Below are 14,875 nucleotides of genomic sequence, written 5' to 3'. Positions count from 1 at the left end.
GGGGAGCGGATCAGCGGATGCGGAGCAGCTTGCGGTAGTCGCCGTTCATCATGGCGATGCCGTCGCGGACCAGCCGGACGACGAACGACCGCGCGGCGGACATCTTCCAATCGCTCGCGGACAGCCGCGCCGCCTCGTCGCGCCCGAGCGCCACCGCGATCTCGCGATAGGTCGCGCCGCCGTCGCGCAGGTCGAGCGCGCGGAGCATCAGGTCGAGCCGGGCGAGCCGATAGGCGGTCAGCGGCCAGCCGCGCGGCAGCGGCCCGGCGGCGCGGCCGAGCAGGCGGCGATGGAAGCGCAGCAAGCTGGCGATGCGGGTGACAAAATCCTTGTCGAGCGGGATGACGGCAGCGAGCGGCCGGCCGGGCTGCGGATCGCGCAGCCACAGCCGATGCTCACCCGCCGCGTCGGCGACGATGACATGGCGTCCGTCGATGCCGGCTAGGTCGGCGAGCAGCGCGCCGAGTGCGCGAGGATCGACCGGCGAAGCGCTGTCGAATCCTTCCGGCGCTGCGTCGAGGATGACCGTGACGGCGGTCAGTTCCGGGCGCCAGGGGACCGGCTCTGAGAGGTCATCCGGCGCCGTCGCGAAAGGACAACCCCCAGCGCCGCGCGAACGCCGCCTCGGCGGCGTTCTTCGCGACGGCGCCGTCCGCGATGCGCTGCTGCATCTGCGCGTGTTCGGCGCGATAGGTGCGATTTCGGCGTAGAAATTCGGCGGCTATGTCGGCGCGTCCGATCGCTTCACGCAGATTGCCGTCGCGTCGTGAGCGCCGGCTATGCGGCGTTGGCATTGCATCCTCCTGGCCGCGCTTCGCGCGAGTTAGAGAGGATGCGACCATGTAACAGCCAGCTTTGTGCGATAGCGCGAAGGTTGCGCACAACCATGCCAACAACGCGGCGGCGGTCGCGATCCAGTTGCTCCAAAACGGACCAAAAATTAAAGATTTAGCGGCTCGTCACGCCGAGCAAATGGGCGTAGCCGACCTCCGTCATCCAGCGCGCGCGGGCGAGATGGCTGGCGTGCATCGCCCTCGCCCTATGCGGCTCGGCGGTCGCATCGACGCCGAAGATCGACGTGGCGACTTGGCGCCAGTCAGCGCCCGCCTCGTCCGCGTCGAGCAAGCGCAAATAGTCAACAAGATGGCTTTCGTCATAGGCGGTGAGCTGCGATACGTCCGGCGCGCGGTCCTCGAAATGCTTGTTGCTCATGACGCGCGAGTCCTGTTTCGTTAACCAGCCTAGCTCAAATCCGAGCGCTATTCATGCGCAAGACCTGCATCGTTCCATGCACTTTGGGCAGCGACGGACAACGGTGTCTCGGTCGATACACCTTATATGGGATAAACCGCCTCGGGTGTATCGTCCAGCCTCGCGCGCATGGACATGCGCCGCCTCGTAGGGATGAACTTCGCCAGGCTGAGAAAGGAGAAGGGCTTCACCCAAGAGCGTTTCGCCGAGACGTCGGGATTCACGCAGCAATATGTCAGCGACCTGGAGCGAGGCCGCCGCAATCCGACCGTCGTCACTCTGTTCCATTTGGCCTCGGCACTTGGCGTCGCGCCTGTTGATCTTGTCGTTTATCCCGATGAAACCGAGCCGGACTGACTTTCACCATTCCTGATCGCGAGCCGGGCGTCGGCCCGGCGAGCGCAAATTTAGCGGCGGCCGCGCGGACCTTGGGACGCGCGGCCGCCGCCGATCCGGGCGGGCCGGTAGCGTTCAGAGTAGCGTCAGCAGGGCCGCAGGGCCGGAAGTTCGGCCCTGCGGCGGCGGCTCACGCCACCTTCAAGCGCTGCATCCCCTCGGCGAGCGTCCATAGCGCACGGTTGAGCGTCACGTTCTGGTCGATGCCGTTGATGGCGCGCGTTTGCGCGCGGCGAATACGACCTTGGGCATTGCGCTTGCGGCCCTGCAATCCGCCCCGAACGACATTCTCCTGAATGACGTTGAAGGTGGTCCAAAGGCTGCGGTCTGCATCCTCGCGGCGGCGCGGCTCGATGATCTGCTCGGGCCGAATCGGGCTTTCGTCGTCGCCGTAGCGGGCAACAAGGCTCACCTCGCCAAGCAAGCGCTGCTCGTCCGGAGAAAGCTGGATAGCCTTCATCGACTCGCTGGCGTCGATCAGCAGGGGGAAGTCCTCCGCTACGGTATAGACGCCCTCGATAATATCATGCTCGATATTGCCCTTGTGCGGCACGCGGACTTCCTCGAACCGCTCGCCCGCAATCATGCTGTTGGTGCAAACGAAACGCAGCATCCCGGCGAACATCTGATAGGCACTGGTCCCATCATGGCTGTTGACGATGATAACTTCGGCGGCCTCGGGCTTGCCGATACCATCATCCCGGCGCAGGCGCAGCATGTGCTTGGCGTGGCCGTGGCGCGAACCGTCGCGGGGAACCGACTGAACGGCGAAGAACGGGAACCATCCTTCCCGGCGCAGTCCCTCCACGATGTCGATGGTCGGAACATAGACGTAGCGCTCAGAGCGGCTGTCGTGCGCCTCACGGGCAAAGATGGAAGGGACGTGGCGATACAGCGCCTCGTTGTCGAGCGGCTCCCGGCCGCTGATCTGATGGGCGTTGCGGCCGAACCGGGTGGCAAGCTGATGATACATGGCTGAACTCCTTGGGCTTGGGTTTCCGCGCAGCGGAGCGCCGCGCTGAAACCCTGCCCGTCGGCGAGACCGGGGGTGCAACCGGAGTGGGCGGCTTCGCGGGGAACCGGCTGCACGGAACGCGCTCGCGCGTGGAGGAAGCTGGGCGGAAGCCGCTCCGAAGGGCGCTGGGGGCAGAGCCCCAAGCACTTAAGCAACAACCGCTGCGGATCACGCCAGCCAGCCGAGAGGAGAACTGCAACCGCAAAGTGGTTAGGGTGCGGAAGCGCTGGAAAGGGATGTCCGGAAAATATTCTGAAAATATTCGTGATATAAACTTTGTATATCGCATCGGCCATGCTTCGATCGGCGCGAGATGCTTTCCTCGAACAGACTTGATGCGCTTTTTCTGTGCCAGAATGCGCGAAACTTTTACCGCCTGCCGGTCAGCACGACCGCGTTAGACAGCGATCAAAGCCTCTACTTCTTGGCCATCAGCATCGAGCTTTCATTGAAAGCCTACCTCCGGCACACCGGGATGACTGACGACGAGACCCGGCAGTTAGTGCGACACGACCTGTCCAAGGCATCTCGGTTTGCCACAGAACGCGGTTTTGATCCTCCAAAGCTGATTGAGACCGAGATGATCGAGGTCATCAGCCGCAGGTATGCGAGCGGAGGATTCCGGCGTCCGCCGACTTGCGTCTGGCCTCGCGCATTCGTGAAAGCAGCAACGGCCCTGGCGGTGGACCTCAACATGAGAGTAGACCTGTGCTTGGCAGGCTAATCCATCGCCCGGCACGAAGGCTTTTGCCGCTATGGCTGACTTGGCGTATCACGAATTGGCGCTCGTGGGGGCGTGAGTGGCCCCAGACCGACTTCGATTGGTATAACTACGCGTTGGCAGGCGTGCCGCGGCTTCGGCGCGAAATTACTCTGAGGCATTGGGCGGGAGAGGAGGACGCCGAGATCGCGGGGCGATTCGGCCTCAGTCAAAATGAAGTCATGTGGCACTACGCTATGACCAGCGGTCATATCGAAGCCGTCTTTGAAGGGAAGAAACGACGGGAGGAAGATCGAAAGTATCTAGCTTTCGTCAATCAGGATTATCCGGCAGGCCAGGCTCGAATGCCTAGAACAGCAACGAAAATGAGGCTGCGCAATTTGTTGAGACGCGCAGCGCGTTAATCAAAGCCCGGATCGTCGGGATAGACGGGAAACGCCCCGCTCGGTGGAGCGGGGCGTCGTCGCCGGTCAGCGGGACCAGATTAGCGCGTATTCGCCTGCGGTGTCGGTTTCGACCAGGCTGGCGTAGATCGGTGCCGGGAAGGTCGGATCGTCGAGCTTGACCGAGAGGTAGTCCCGGTTCTCGCGGCTCGTCTTTTTCCAGGCGGCGCCGAACTCGACGGTGCCGACGGTGACGCGGAAGTTGGGAGCCTTGTCGCCCTCCAGTTCGATCGGCTTGAAGCTGACCTTGGCGCTGAGGGTGAGCGTCTTGATCGTACCGTTGAAGCCGTCGCCGCTCTTGGTGAAGGTGCCGATGATCGCCATGTGAAACTCCTGTCTTGCTTCGGAACCGCGCCCATCGCGGCCTCGATGGGGTTCGGCAGTCCGGGGTGATCGACCGCGCATCCGACAGGACCGCAGCGTCAGCGGAGGACGGCGCGGGGCGACTTTTTTGCTTCGCGGTGCAAAGCCGAAGGCGGCGGAAAAAAGTCGCCCCGCGCCGTTGCGCAGAGGGCGAGAAAGGCGAAGCCGTCCTCGGGCAGTCAGCCATTTGAGAGGCCGCGGGCTGCGGTGCCGGTCGGGCGAGACGGGCACGGCGTTCAATCCGCACTCGTCCAAACCAAGCGGCAAAACGAGTGATGCGTTCAAGATGCTCGCCCTTGGCGCGGGGGCAATCCGAGAGAGCGGGCAACTAGCCGACCCACGCATCGTCGCATTCCCGGCGCCCGGCCCGCCTTGCGCTTGAGAGAGCCGCCAACAGGAGTTAGCCCGGCAAGCGCCCAACCTCCTGGCTTGCGGTGTCGGCTAGTCGGGGCCGACGCGCAGCAGTCGTCTATCAGGTCACTCCGGCGACGACGCCGCGCTCCACCGAGCGGGGCGTCGTGCGGCTCGGCCAAGATCCCGCTCTACGTCGATGGGAGTTGTAGGTGCGGCCGCGCCCCATCGGGCGCGGCCGCGTTTTTTTTGACGCTCGGCAGAATGGAAGGCCGGGACCGCTCGCGCGGCCCCGGCCTAGGTTGCTACTCGGCGGCGACGGCGTAAGGCGCTTCCTCGTCCACCTCCGCCACGCTCTCCGCCTCCGCTCCCTCGACCGGCGCGGACTGCTCGGCCTCCGGCTGCGGGGTCCGCAGCGCGGTGGGGAGCCATCCCGTTCCCGCCAGAAGCTGCTCGGCGGCCTGCGCCATGTCCGGCTTCTTCATGTCGGCGATGCGGCGAGCGGCATCCTCGGAAACCCCTTCGCTCACGGCCTCAACGATATGCGCCTTAGTGACGCGGCCAAGGTAGCTGTCCACCGTAGGCGTCCAGTCCTTCGCCACGTCCAGCGCCAAGGCACTCGCCAGCCGGTCGGCGGTCTGCAACGACCGGGGCTTGCGGTCCCACGGCAACCGCAGCGCATTGACGGTGCGGGCGGCGCAATGCGCGAGCAGCGCCAGCCGCTTCCCGTCGTCCAGCCCGACGATGAAACCCCACAGGTCCGCCAAGTCACGCGGCATCCGCTCGGCCCATGCCTCGTGCTGCTCGCTCGCCCGCGCCGCCAAGGGCGTGTCCTCGATCCCGTCCGCGTGGCTCCCCAAGGGGGTCACGGTCGGGCGGACCTCAAGGCATCCGGCCTCCGCGTAGCTGTAGAAAAGTTGCGCGGTCAGCGTGTGGGTCAGCGCGATCAACGCCGTTGCGGGCTGCTCGGCAAGCGCGACGCGAAGCGCCAGCGTCCGGTAGGCGGACAGGTCGCGGGTGAGGCAGTCGGAAATGGGCTTGCCCGGTTCCTCGTCCTCCTCGTCGATTTCCTGTTCGTCCTCACCGTCCTCCGGCTGCTCGTCCTCGCCGCTCGGCGGCTCGGTCGGGTCGCCATCGGCCTCCGGCTCCGGCTGCGGGTCGGCCAGCGCCTCGTCCTCGGCCCGAACGAAGCCACGCTCGATCCTCACGGTGCCATCGTGATTGAGGATCACGAACGCACCCCCGTTGGCGATAACGGTGGGCGCGAACGCCGAACGCTTGGCAGAAATGGCGTCGATCTTGTCGGACACCGCCTCCAGCTTCTCCGCCACGTCCTCCGGCATTTCGTCATAGGACGAATAGCCTTCGGCAAGCTCGTCATGCTCGGCGGACAGCGACTCCAGCCGCGCCTCGTGCTCGTCGGACAGAGCGATGGGCTGCGGATAGAAACGCCGTATCCCGTGGGCGTGGGGATAGTCGATATACGCTTCGGTCCATTTCCAGCCCTCCGCCTGAACCTGCTCCGCAACCTCCCGCAGCTTCTCGGCGGCGAGCAAGTCGAGCAAGCCCGCATCCTCGAAGAACCCGCCACGGTCCTCGCTGAACAGGTCGCGGATGATGGTGCCGCCCGCCTCGACATAGGCATCGGCCCCGACGAACACCGCGCGCCGGTCGGTCGCCGGGACGTTGGCAGCGGTCATGTCACGCCGGATGATCCACGGCTCGCGGTTATGATGCAGGTTGGCGAACACCTGCTCCTGCCGGTCGTGGTCCTCGGTGATGGCGAAGGCCATAAGCTGGTCCAGCGTAAGGCCGTCCTCCCGATAGACCTGCAACAGCTTCGGGCTGACCGCGCCCAAGCGAAGCCGCTGCTTCACCACGCCAGCCGAAACGCCGAACCGCGCGCCGATCTCCTGCGCGCCCCATCCCTTGCCGTCCGCAAGCTCGCGGAACCGCTCGAACTGGTCGGCGGGGTGCATCGGGGTCCGGGTCACGTTCTCATCCAGACTGATCTCGGACGGATCGTTGGCGGTATCGAGCCAGCAGCGAACCGGCTCGGATTTCTTGATCTGCTTGCGCTTGGCGCGCAGCAGCATCGCCAGCCTGCGGCCCTCGCCAGCGGTGACGAGGTAATAGCCGGTCGGCGTCCCGTCCTCCTTGGTCTCCGGCTCGACGACAAGGTTCTGGATCAGTCCCTTGTGCTGGATCGAAGCGGCCAGCGCCTCAATAGCGGCTTCCCCGTGCGGCACCTTGCGCGCGTTCTTGGGGGACTTCTTGAGCTTGGCGAGCGGCACGAACATCTCGACGCCCGACACAGGCTCGGCGGCAACGGTTTGGGTAACAACGTTCATCACACTTCTCCTTCAAACCACACTCACCCCGGAATGGGGTGGGCGGCGAAGAAGCGGACCAGCAGGCCCGCCGGCGGAGTCGGGCAGCACCCGCAGGGCCGGAACGCAGAGGAGGTAAGCGCGCCCCGTGCGCGTTGCGGCCCGGCGCGGCGGGCCTAAAGGGAAGCGTCGCCCACCCCACCGACGGGGAGAGCTACAGCAGCGCGATCGGGTCGGCGCAGCCCTGGCCCGATCTCCGCAGCTTGAAAGCACTGCAATCCGCAGGGCGGATTGACCGACCGGCGCGCCAGCGCCGCCCCGCCATGCTGATCGTCACCCGGCAGGGTCGAAACCCGTCAGGGGTTCGGTCGGAGCGCAGCGGAGATAGAGCGGCGGTCCCGCAGGGAGGCGCCAAATTCCCGGCGGCAGCAGGTCCAGAAATCGAGACCAGTTCAGAAACGCAATGGTCTGAAAGCCGAAGAAGAGGACGGAACCGCCCTACGCCGCGATCGCCCGAAGTGCCTTATCCATCGAAAAATTTCCCGTCGTGCCGTCTTCGAACGTCACGCCGAAACATCGCGTGGTGTAGCCGGGGCCGCGATCATGCACGGGATAGAACGAAGCTGGCGCTGACGGCAACGGCCAGTCGGTCTTGGCGCAATAGGCGACATAGGTGGCCTGAATATCTGCGAACTCTTTGCCGGAGAAAGCCTGCTTCAGCTCTTGGCCGTTGAGGATTTCCGCGAAATGCTCCTTTGCGGCGGTGACGGTCGGGAACGTCCTTCCGGTGCTGAGCGTCACTGATTTTGCCATCACAATCTCCTGTAGTGCCTCTGCAAGCGAGTCTGCGCCTTCTACTGGCGACTACACGCGCGGCGTAATGCGTGCTGCGGTTCGGATGTCGGCGATCTGGGTGCCGAGGGCCTGAAGGTTTTGACGCATATCGTTGAACACCGGCTGTTCGGCGTCGGGATCACTGATGGTCACGATCACCGTAAACGGCACGCCTTCTTCGGGCATGATCTCGCCCGCCCGCGTCAGATATTCGACGAAGAGACGCCAGTTCGAGGATGGACCCACTCCCTGCGGGAAGGTTTTCGCCAAGACCTTCACCGGGCTCCATTTGAGATCGTGCTCGATGCGCTCCGCCTCGATCGGAGGAGCCTCCCGCCGTGACGGGAGATAGAGCGGCTCAAGCCGCCCCTTCCACCCGCCATTGGCCTGTTCCTGCTGCAAGACAGCGTTAATGTTGACGCGCACGAACTCCGATCCGAACCGGGCATCGAGCGGGGGCGTGGAGACGAGCGTAATCTTCGCGCGGCCACGGCACTTGCCTCCGGGACCGACCAGCGACGCCGGCCACTGGAAACGGAAGTTGATTTGCTGGTCCCGTTGGATGCGCGACGCGAAGACGAGAGTGATTGTGTGGTCACCCGTTTCTAGGATGCGGTCGGCCGAAGGCGGCATTCCGAACCCCGCCATATGCTTGGCGATCGGCGCGAGTGCCTTGACCTGCAAAGGAGTCGGCATTTCGGCATGATGAACGAGCAGGCCGATCAGGGTTTCACGCGAGACCTCACCCTCAATGGCGTGATCCAGGACAGCGGCCGTCTTCGCTGCAAGGGGCGCGGCATAGCTAGTCCCGCAGCCATCGACGATGATCCCATCCGGCAAGATCGAGAAAAGCCCGTGGCCGAGTTCAGGGTGCTGGGAACCCGCGCCACCGATGTGCGCCAAGTCGGGCTTGACGCCAGCGCGAAGTCCCGGGCCACGTCGGCTGTAGCGCGTCGGTGCGAATGGAAGGCACCCGTCATGGCCGGGCGGGTTTAGAGCCGCCACAGCGACATTGCGCGCGCTCTCGGCCGGCGTAAGCAGACCATCGTTGCGGGCGGTGGCGAGGTTGGCGAGCGCGGCCGTGGCATCGGCAGGCCATTCGGGGCGAAGGTCTTGCTGCTGTATGTTGCCGGCCGAAATGAAAACGATCGCGTTGTTGCTCTCAGCGATCTGATCGAGCCGCGCTGCGTGGGGACTGTAACGATCTGGCGCCGCCGGCTGAAGAATATTCAGGCTCATGTTGAACACGCGCACCCCATGTCGAGCGCGGGCGTCCGAAATGGCTGTCTCCATTTCATCGAAGAATTGCGGCAAGCCATCAGGATAGTAGGAGGCGAAGGCTCCGGCTTTGCGTTCGTTCGGGAAGACTGCGACGTCGACCAGCTCCGCGCCGTCGGGCTCAGGGCAAATTTCCGCGCCGTTAAGCGCACCTCCCACCGCAGCCAATCCGCCGATGAACGTCCCATGCGCAAGGTCGGTATCTTCTTCCGCAAGAACGTCCCACCGATCGATGACCCAGTCTGACAGCGCTTCGCCGATTCCGCCGTCGATGATCCCGAGCCGAGGATGACTGCGGCGGCTGTCGCGGGCGGGAATGGTGACATCGGCAGGCCGCGCGCGCACGATATGCGTGCTGACGGCCCGCACGACAATGCCTGGCAGTTCGATCCGGCGCACAAGCGGATGGCTGTCAAGGAAGGCGAGCAGCCGGGCGTGGCGACTCACGTCTGGATTGAAGGCGACAAGCTCTCGCCGCCGCTCGCTGACCGGGGCATCATTCAGCCGTAGAACCGGCTGATCTCCAGACTGATCCAGTCGGACAGAGAGGATCGGCTGTTTGTGGCGACGGTTCGGCAAGCGTTCGACGGCGAGGCCGCGATCCAGCGCGGCGAAGCCGGCAACGAAGCTCTCGACAAGGCGCCGGTGGCTCGGGTCGAGGCGGTCCCACTCCGAGCGCGGCGGCGGGCTGTCGAACAGTTCGACCTGATAGCTGCTGCCGGTCATTGGATTAGAGAGCCACGCCACAGCTTCATCGACCGAGAAGTTGCGCCGATCGCTCGGCCCATAGAGTTCGATCCGGTCGATGGCGCCGGTCTCGCTCTTTCGGGCAGACGGATAAGGTTCGTCCTTCTGCTTCTGCTCGTTGAAGCGCATTTCTGTGTGGGTTTCGGCCTTTGCGATCTCCGCGGCCACCTGGCGGAGCGTGCCGGGTCGGGCTTCGACGAGCATAACCCCGAGATCTCCGCCGCCAACGACAGGAGTGCGATCGTGCCGAAACAGGCTGGCGATCGGGCGATGGCTCTTGGCCCAAGCCTCGCGACGAAGGATGACCTTTACGAAGCCGACATCGCCTTGTGCTTGGGCGCTGAGAACGCCAGCAATCGTGTCGATCTGGCTCATCAGCGCGGCGCGATGGGCGGTGAACTCGGCATCGCGGTGAGCGAAAAAGTCCTTCCGGCCGCCTCCGCCACCAGCGTCGCGCGCCTCCTCATAGTTTTCAGGATTGAGGACGATCTGAATGGGACTAGCCATTTAGCGTCTCCCCATCACCAGACTTGGCCGCTCGGCCGAGTTGACGGCTGACCGTCGATTTATCTTTGCCGGCAATCTCGCCGATGTCGGCCATCGAGAAGCCGAGGATCGGATCATCTCGCATGGCCCGAAATAGATTGCTGGAATCGTCGAACAGCAGCGCGCGGCGTTCACTTTGCACCCGAGCCGCGTTCAGCGTGGCGAATTGGCGGAGCGTATCGAGTAGCCCGCGCTTGTCCTCCTCGCGAACGGTGGTGGCCTTCTTATAGGTGCGCACGAGAGACTCGATCTCAGCGCCGGTCGAGCCCTCGGTGAACCATGCGATCAGGCGCAAATGGATGTCCGGGGCTTTTACCGGCGGCATGAAATGCGCGGCGATCGCCTTTCGCATCTCGAAGTCGGGCTTGGGAATCTCAAGCTGAACCTCGAAACGCCGCCAGACGGCCGTGTCCAAGAGTTTCGGGTGATTGGTGATGCCGATCGTGAAGCCGACATCGCGGCGCGTATCGAGATTCTGCAGAAGCGCGTTCACGACGCGCTTGATCTCGCCAACTTCCTGCGGATCGTCCCGAACTTTCGCGATCGCATCGAACTCGTCGAGCAGAAGGATGCAGCGGTGGCGGTTCGCGAAGGCGAACAGGTTCCCGATATTGCGTGCGGTCGTGCCGAGGAATGACGATACGAGCCCGTCCAGCTTCACCAGCACGACGGGAAGATCGAGCTGTTGCGCGATCCAAAGCGCAAGCCTGGTCTTTCCCGTCCCCGGAGCACCGTAAATAAGACAGGTCTTGGAAGGCCGAATGTCGATTTCCGACAGTGCATCGAAGTTGGCCCATTCTTCGATAATGGTCTCAATGGCGTGACTGACGGTCGTGTTGAAGAGCGGCGCGGTCGGTTGAATGTCCGCCGGAAAGAGAATCTCCGCCAACGGCGCGGCTGTCTCTCGGTCGACCGGAACAGGCGTGTTCCGTGTCAGCGTCTCACCAGAGAGCTGCGCTTTGGAGCGCTCGATCCGGCTCGGCGAAAGCTCCTTCGTCCGATCGGCGGTCGTGAGGATGCTGGTCAGAGCGGCGGACTGCTTGGATTCCCCATCCTTAGCCAGCGCGTCACGAAGTCGCTCGACCTGCTTGCGCAGAGCGGGTGAAGCGTCGGCCATTGCCGCGCGACAGAGGGCTTGGATGATCGAGAAATGGTCCATAAGCGATTCCCAGTGGCGCGTTGCACGATCACGCCAGGATGATGCATGTATATGGCTTTGCGTTGCATATCAATAGGTGTATGGTGCGAATGTGAGGCGTTGTGGTGCATGGTGCCAGCCGGCCCTTGCAAAAAGGATGAGATATGGTGCTGGCAGAACACGGGGGGATCGTGCGACCGATCGATGCTTGATCGACAAACAGATCGTTGCGATCGTGTGGAGCGCGGCGGGCGACTCGCAATGCCCGCGATTTCGTCGATCGGCGGACCACGGTGGTCGATCCGTGGGGCGAAGCATGACGCCCGCCGCCCCACGTCCCTATCTGCGCTACGCCGCGATGAAGCATTTGTGCGAGGTGTGGACACGCGGCAGCGTGCCGAGATGGCCCTTCCTCGCAAAGTCCGTCGCCGCACGCCTCGTCGCTGGGCCGAATGCCCGGATAACCTGCATGACTACACCAACCGCGTCGCGCCGCGCCGGGCTTCGCGCCGGCCGCGCGAGGATGACGGGCCGATTGTCGTCACCGACGACTGGCCGGAGCAGGTTCCGATCGGCGACGCCGAGCTGCGCGCGATCGAAGGCCATATGCGACACGAGCTGGACAAGCTGTTCGGACCGTTGCCGTGAAGTGAGGAGTGAAGCGTCATGACCAGCGCCGCCCTGCGACGAGATGAGGATGAGGCACCGGTCGTGGCCACCGCCCGCGCCGCGCTCTACCTGCGGGTTTCCACCGGCCGCCAGGCCGAGAGCGACCTGTCGATTCCCGACCAGCGCCGCCAAATCGAAGGCTATTGCCTGTCGCGCGGCTGGGAGGTCGCGGCTGAGTTCGTCGAGCCGGGTAACACCGCCACCGACGATCGCCGGCCGGCGTTTCAGGCGATGATCGACGCGGCGATGGTCAAGCCACCGGCATTCAACGTCATCCTCGTCCACAGCTTCTCGCGGTTCTTCCGCGACCAGTTCCAGTTCGAGTTCTACGTCCGCAAGCTGGCGAAGAACGGGGTGAAGCTCGTCTCGATCACGCAGGACTTGGGTGATGATCCGATGAGCGTGATGATGCGTCAGATCATGACGCTGTTCGACGAATACCAGTCGAAGGAGAATGGCAAGCATACGCTGCGGGCGATGAAGGAGAACGCCCGCCAAGGCTTCTGGAACGGCGCGCGGGCGCCGATCGGCTATCGCGTGGTTGCGGCAGGCGAGCGTGGCGCGAAGATCAAGAAGAAGCTGGAAATCGACCCGATCCAGGCCAGACAGTGCGGCGCATCTACCGCATGGCGCTCAACGGCGTCGATAACAAAGGGCCGATGGGCCTCAAGTCGATCGCCACCTGGCTCAACGAGAACAACATCCGCACTCGCGATGGCGGGCGCTGGGGCTTGGGCGCGGTGCATCAGGTTCTCACCCGCACGACCTATGTCGGCCAGCACCGCTTCAACACCCGCGATCACAAGACGAAGACGCCGAAGCCGGAGAGCGAGCACGCCGTCATGGAAGTGCCGGCGATCGTGTCGGAAGCCGAGTTCGAGGCCGTGCAACGCTCGCTCAAGGCGCGCAGCCCCAAGATGATGGCGCCGATGGCGGTGGGCGGCCCGACGCTGCTCACCGGCATCTGCTTCTGCGCGTGCTGCGGCGGCGCGATGACGCTGCGCACGGGCACTAGCAGCATCGGCCGCGAGTATCGCTATTATACCTGCTCGACGAAGGCGCGGCAGGGTGCGACCGGCTGTCCCGGCATCACCGTGCCCATGGATCGGCTCAACGAGGCCGTGGTCGATCATCTCGAAGCCCGGCTGCTCGACCCGGCGCGGCTCGAAGCTCTGATGGATCAGATTCTCGAACGCCGCGACGAATGGGTGAACCAGCGCCGCGAGCATGTCGCCGATCTTGAGCGGCGTGCGACCGAGGCCGAAGCGAAGCTCAAGCGACTCTATGATGCGATCGAGAACGGCGTCATCGACGTGAACGATTCTTCGCTTAAGGATCGCATCGCCGAGCTGACCGCGACTCGCGATCAGGCCAAGGGCGATGCCGAACGCGCGCTGGCGCATATCGTGAAGATCGGTCCGGCGATCACGCCGGACAGCCTGCGCGCCTTTGCGACCGCGCTGCGCAAGAAGCTGCGGAACGACGACGGGACGTTCGCCCGCGACCAGGTTCGTGCGGTAGCGCAGCGGGTCGAAGTGGTGAGCCGGAAGGAGGTCCGCATCCGTGGTCTGCGGAGCGAACTGCTCCGAACGCTAACCGCCGCCTCTGGCGTAGAGGCGGCGGTGCTAGGCGTTCGTGCCTTTGAACCGAAATGGCGCACCCGAAAGGATTCGAACCTCTGACCCCCAGATTCGTAGTCTGGTGCTCTATCCAGCTGAGCTACGGGTGCGCGCTGAGGGGGGCCATCTAGGGGGGTCGGCGGGGCTTGGCAAGGGGCTTTTCGCGGCCTGTCAGCGATTTTGGAGAAGCCGCTCCGCGAGCAGGATGTCGAGCGGCGGCTTGGGCAGCGCCAGCACTTCGTCGGCCGTGAACCAGCCCACCGCCCCGCCTTCAAGCGCCTCGGGCTCGCCCTCCCAGGTGCTGACCGTGTAAAGCAGAATGACAAGCGCCCTGCCCCCCTCGTCCGCCTCGCCCTGGGCGAAGCAGGCCGGCACGCAGGCTTCGGGCAAGCAGCGGATGCCGAGTTCTTCGGCGAGCTCGCGCACAAGGGATTCCGCCGGAATTTCATCGGGTTCGACCTTGCCGCCGGGAAATTCCCAGAGCCCCGCATGGTGCTTGCCCGGCGGGCGGCGATGCATCAGCCAGCGCCCGTCCGGCCGGTGCAGCGCCGCCGCGACGACGGGTATCCAGCGATGCGTCATGTCGGATTTCTTTCCATGCAAGGCCGCCTTCTCAACCTTTTCTTAACTCCCGCGCGCGATTCTTGCTGCATCAGTCCAAAGGGAATGGGGAAAATCCCGATGTCGTCGACTTTCATGAAAGAGCTGATCGATGACACGTCGGGGGCGACCGCCGTCGAATACGGGCTGATCATCTCGCTGATCGTTCTCGCCATGGTCTTCGCGCTGCAAAGTGTTGCCACGACGACCATCGCCATGTGGAACGACATCGAGACCCGCGCGGTCGATGCCATGACGAATTAATTCCGGTTCAACTTTCGGATTAGGAATTTCTCAACAGGTAGCGATCTAACAAGACCACAGCCCGCCGCGAAACAGGGGGGCACGGGTACCGAAGACCAAACCAGGAGACTAGACATGACCTTCTTCAAGAACCTCGTCCGTGACGAACAGGGCGCCACCGCCATCGAATACGGCCTGATCGCCGCTCTGATCGCCGTCGCCGCGATCACCGCCATGACCTCGCTGGGCGGCACGCTGTCGCAGACCTTCCAGGACGTCAACGACAACATGACCCCGGGTGGCGCGGCCGCGTAAGGCCAACGCCTCTGGC

General features: G+C 64.1%; 17 protein-coding genes, 1 tRNA gene and 2 pseudogenes. 8 read left to right on the top strand and 12 right to left on the bottom strand.

Features of this window, described 5'->3' with window-relative positions; all coding sequences use genetic code 11:
* Positions 1 to 10: 10 nt before the first annotated feature.
* Positions 11 to 304, bottom strand: coding sequence for a DUF2285 domain-containing protein (locus CBR61_RS09250; RefSeq protein WP_233996690.1), 294 nt, complete (start codon positions 302 to 304; stop codon positions 11 to 13).
* Here CBR61_RS09250 and CBR61_RS17165 point away from each other — a divergent pair.
* Positions 290 to 445, top strand: coding sequence for a hypothetical protein (locus CBR61_RS17165; RefSeq protein ID WP_233996689.1), 156 nt, complete (start codon positions 290 to 292; stop codon positions 443 to 445). The two genes, CBR61_RS09250 and CBR61_RS17165, sit on opposite strands and share 15 nt — an antisense overlap.
* Here the strand turns inward: CBR61_RS17165 and CBR61_RS17290 are convergent.
* The 3 genes and pseudogenes from CBR61_RS17290 to CBR61_RS09240 form a co-directional block, all read right to left on the bottom strand.
* Positions 407 to 523, bottom strand: a pseudogene (locus tag CBR61_RS17290) (DUF7012 domain-containing protein); the annotation flags it as partial. The gene CBR61_RS17165 and the pseudogene CBR61_RS17290 overlap by 39 nt on opposite strands.
* Positions 524 to 572: 49 nt before the next feature.
* Positions 573 to 794, bottom strand: coding sequence for a transcriptional regulator domain-containing protein (locus tag CBR61_RS09245; RefSeq protein ID WP_088914098.1), 222 nt, complete (start codon positions 792 to 794; stop codon positions 573 to 575).
* A gap of 154 nt (positions 795 to 948) precedes the next feature.
* On the bottom strand, positions 949 to 1,212 hold the full coding sequence (locus tag CBR61_RS09240) for a DNA -binding domain-containing protein (RefSeq protein ID WP_088914097.1): 264 nt from the start codon (positions 1,210 to 1,212) through the stop codon (positions 949 to 951).
* Positions 1,213 to 1,380: 168 nt separating this feature from the next.
* Here CBR61_RS09240 and CBR61_RS09235 point away from each other — a divergent pair, with 168 nt between their 5' ends.
* Positions 1,381 to 1,608 (top strand): helix-turn-helix domain-containing protein, encoded by a 228-nt coding sequence (locus CBR61_RS09235; RefSeq protein ID WP_088914096.1) that lies wholly within the window; start codon positions 1,381 to 1,383, stop codon positions 1,606 to 1,608.
* A gap of 169 nt (positions 1,609 to 1,777) precedes the next feature.
* On the opposite strand, the gene CBR61_RS09230 is transcribed toward CBR61_RS09235, so the two are convergent.
* Positions 1,778 to 2,620: a DUF932 domain-containing protein gene (locus tag CBR61_RS09230; RefSeq protein ID WP_088914095.1), complete on the bottom strand. Its 843-nt coding sequence runs from the start codon at positions 2,618 to 2,620 to the stop codon at positions 1,778 to 1,780.
* 355 nt (positions 2,621 to 2,975) lie between these two features.
* Between CBR61_RS09230 and CBR61_RS09225 the strand changes: the two genes are divergently transcribed.
* Entirely contained in the window at positions 2,976 to 3,386 is a 411-nt protein-coding gene (locus CBR61_RS09225) for a hypothetical protein (RefSeq protein ID WP_088914094.1), read from the top strand.
* Between the two features lie 467 nt (positions 3,387 to 3,853).
* Here the strand turns inward: CBR61_RS09225 and CBR61_RS09220 are convergent, their stop codons facing one another.
* The 5 genes from CBR61_RS09220 to CBR61_RS09200 all read right to left on the bottom strand — a co-directional run bounded on the left by CBR61_RS09220 (position 3,854) and on the right by CBR61_RS09200 (position 11,434).
* Positions 3,854 to 4,150 carry a DUF736 domain-containing protein gene (locus CBR61_RS09220; RefSeq protein ID WP_088914093.1) on the bottom strand — a complete coding sequence of 99 codons (297 nt, stop codon included), beginning with the start codon at positions 4,148 to 4,150 and terminating at the stop codon, positions 3,854 to 3,856.
* Positions 4,151 to 4,845: 695 nt separating this feature from the next.
* A complete protein-coding gene (locus tag CBR61_RS09215) occupies positions 4,846 to 6,891 on the bottom strand; it encodes a ParB/RepB/Spo0J family partition protein (RefSeq protein WP_088914092.1) in 2,046 nt (681 codons plus the stop codon).
* Between the two features lie 477 nt (positions 6,892 to 7,368).
* Positions 7,369 to 7,683, bottom strand: a complete 315-nt coding sequence (locus CBR61_RS09210) for a hypothetical protein (protein WP_172835940.1) — start codon at positions 7,681 to 7,683, stop codon at positions 7,369 to 7,371.
* Between the two features lie 51 nt (positions 7,684 to 7,734).
* The gene (locus CBR61_RS09205; protein ID WP_088914090.1) at positions 7,735 to 10,236 is read right to left on the bottom strand and encodes a S8 family peptidase; all 2,502 of its coding nucleotides are present in this window, start codon (positions 10,234 to 10,236) and stop codon (positions 7,735 to 7,737) included.
* Complete coding sequence (locus tag CBR61_RS09200) at positions 10,229 to 11,434, bottom strand: AAA family ATPase (protein WP_088914089.1); 1,206 nt, start codon at positions 11,432 to 11,434, stop codon at positions 10,229 to 10,231. The genes CBR61_RS09205 and CBR61_RS09200 overlap by 8 nt, the downstream gene beginning before the upstream one ends.
* A gap of 357 nt (positions 11,435 to 11,791) precedes the next feature.
* Here CBR61_RS09200 and CBR61_RS09195 point away from each other — a divergent pair, with 357 nt between their 5' ends.
* From CBR61_RS09195 to CBR61_RS17155, 3 genes and pseudogenes are all read left to right on the top strand, one after another.
* Positions 11,792 to 12,061, top strand: a complete 270-nt coding sequence (locus tag CBR61_RS09195; protein WP_199797427.1) for a hypothetical protein — start codon at positions 11,792 to 11,794, stop codon at positions 12,059 to 12,061.
* Positions 12,062 to 12,079: 18 nt separating this feature from the next.
* Positions 12,080 to 12,523: pseudogene (locus tag CBR61_RS17160) on the top strand (recombinase family protein); the annotation flags it as partial.
* Between the two features lie 185 nt (positions 12,524 to 12,708).
* The gene (locus CBR61_RS17155) at positions 12,709 to 13,764 is read left to right on the top strand and encodes a recombinase family protein (RefSeq protein WP_324616808.1); all 1,056 of its coding nucleotides are present in this window, start codon (positions 12,709 to 12,711) and stop codon (positions 13,762 to 13,764) included.
* Here CBR61_RS17155 and CBR61_RS09185 read toward each other — a convergent pair.
* Positions 13,735 to 13,811, bottom strand: a tRNA-Arg gene (locus CBR61_RS09185). The genes CBR61_RS17155 and CBR61_RS09185 overlap by 30 nt on opposite strands.
* Before the next feature lie 61 nt (positions 13,812 to 13,872).
* Entirely contained in the window at positions 13,873 to 14,283 is a 411-nt protein-coding gene (locus CBR61_RS09180; protein WP_088914088.1) for a (deoxy)nucleoside triphosphate pyrophosphohydrolase, read from the bottom strand.
* Between the two features lie 99 nt (positions 14,284 to 14,382).
* Between CBR61_RS09180 and CBR61_RS09175 the strand changes: the two genes are divergently transcribed.
* Entirely contained in the window at positions 14,383 to 14,565 is a 183-nt protein-coding gene (locus tag CBR61_RS09175; RefSeq protein ID WP_088914087.1) for a Flp family type IVb pilin, read from the top strand.
* 114 nt (positions 14,566 to 14,679) lie between these two features.
* A complete protein-coding gene (locus tag CBR61_RS09170; protein ID WP_088914086.1) occupies positions 14,680 to 14,859 on the top strand; it encodes a Flp family type IVb pilin in 180 nt (59 codons plus the stop codon).
* The last annotated feature ends 16 nt before the right edge of the window (positions 14,860 to 14,875 follow it).

It is taken from the genome of Porphyrobacter sp. CACIAM 03H1 (assembly GCF_002215495.1).
Taxonomy (GTDB): domain Bacteria; phylum Pseudomonadota; class Alphaproteobacteria; order Sphingomonadales; family Sphingomonadaceae; genus Erythrobacter.
The sequence above is the reverse complement of the archived record's forward strand: the minus strand, read 5'-3'. Positions and strand labels throughout refer to the sequence as shown.

Bases quoted from the DNA above. Each gene is read 5' to 3' on its own strand.
- CBR61_RS17165 (WP_233996689.1), top strand. From the start codon at position 290: ATGGAAGCGCAGCAAGCTGGCGATGCGGGTGACAAAATCCTTGTCGAG.
- CBR61_RS09245 (WP_088914098.1), bottom strand. From the start codon at position 794: ATGCCAACGCCGCATAGCCGGCGCTCACGACGCGACGGCAATCTGCGT.
- CBR61_RS09240 (WP_088914097.1), bottom strand. From the start codon at position 1,212: ATGAGCAACAAGCATTTCGAGGACCGCGCGCCGGACGTATCGCAGCTC.
- CBR61_RS09235 (WP_088914096.1), top strand. From the start codon at position 1,381: ATGGACATGCGCCGCCTCGTAGGGATGAACTTCGCCAGGCTGAGAAAG.
- CBR61_RS09230 (WP_088914095.1), bottom strand. From the start codon at position 2,620: ATGTATCATCAGCTTGCCACCCGGTTCGGCCGCAACGCCCATCAGATC.
- CBR61_RS09225 (WP_088914094.1), top strand. From the start codon at position 2,976: ATGCTTTCCTCGAACAGACTTGATGCGCTTTTTCTGTGCCAGAATGCG.
- CBR61_RS09220 (WP_088914093.1), bottom strand. From the start codon at position 4,150: ATGGCGATCATCGGCACCTTCACCAAGAGCGGCGACGGCTTCAACGGT.
- CBR61_RS09215 (WP_088914092.1), bottom strand. From the start codon at position 6,891: ATGAACGTTGTTACCCAAACCGTTGCCGCCGAGCCTGTGTCGGGCGTC.
- CBR61_RS09210 (WP_172835940.1), bottom strand. From the start codon at position 7,683: ATGGCAAAATCAGTGACGCTCAGCACCGGAAGGACGTTCCCGACCGTC.
- CBR61_RS09205 (WP_088914090.1), bottom strand. From the start codon at position 10,236: ATGGCTAGTCCCATTCAGATCGTCCTCAATCCTGAAAACTATGAGGAG.
- CBR61_RS09200 (WP_088914089.1), bottom strand. From the start codon at position 11,434: ATGGACCATTTCTCGATCATCCAAGCCCTCTGTCGCGCGGCAATGGCC.
- CBR61_RS17155 (WP_324616808.1), top strand. From the start codon at position 12,709: ATGGCGCTCAACGGCGTCGATAACAAAGGGCCGATGGGCCTCAAGTCG.
- CBR61_RS09180 (WP_088914088.1), bottom strand. From the start codon at position 14,283: ATGACGCATCGCTGGATACCCGTCGTCGCGGCGGCGCTGCACCGGCCG.
- CBR61_RS09175 (WP_088914087.1), top strand. From the start codon at position 14,383: ATGTCGTCGACTTTCATGAAAGAGCTGATCGATGACACGTCGGGGGCG.
- CBR61_RS09170 (WP_088914086.1), top strand. From the start codon at position 14,680: ATGACCTTCTTCAAGAACCTCGTCCGTGACGAACAGGGCGCCACCGCC.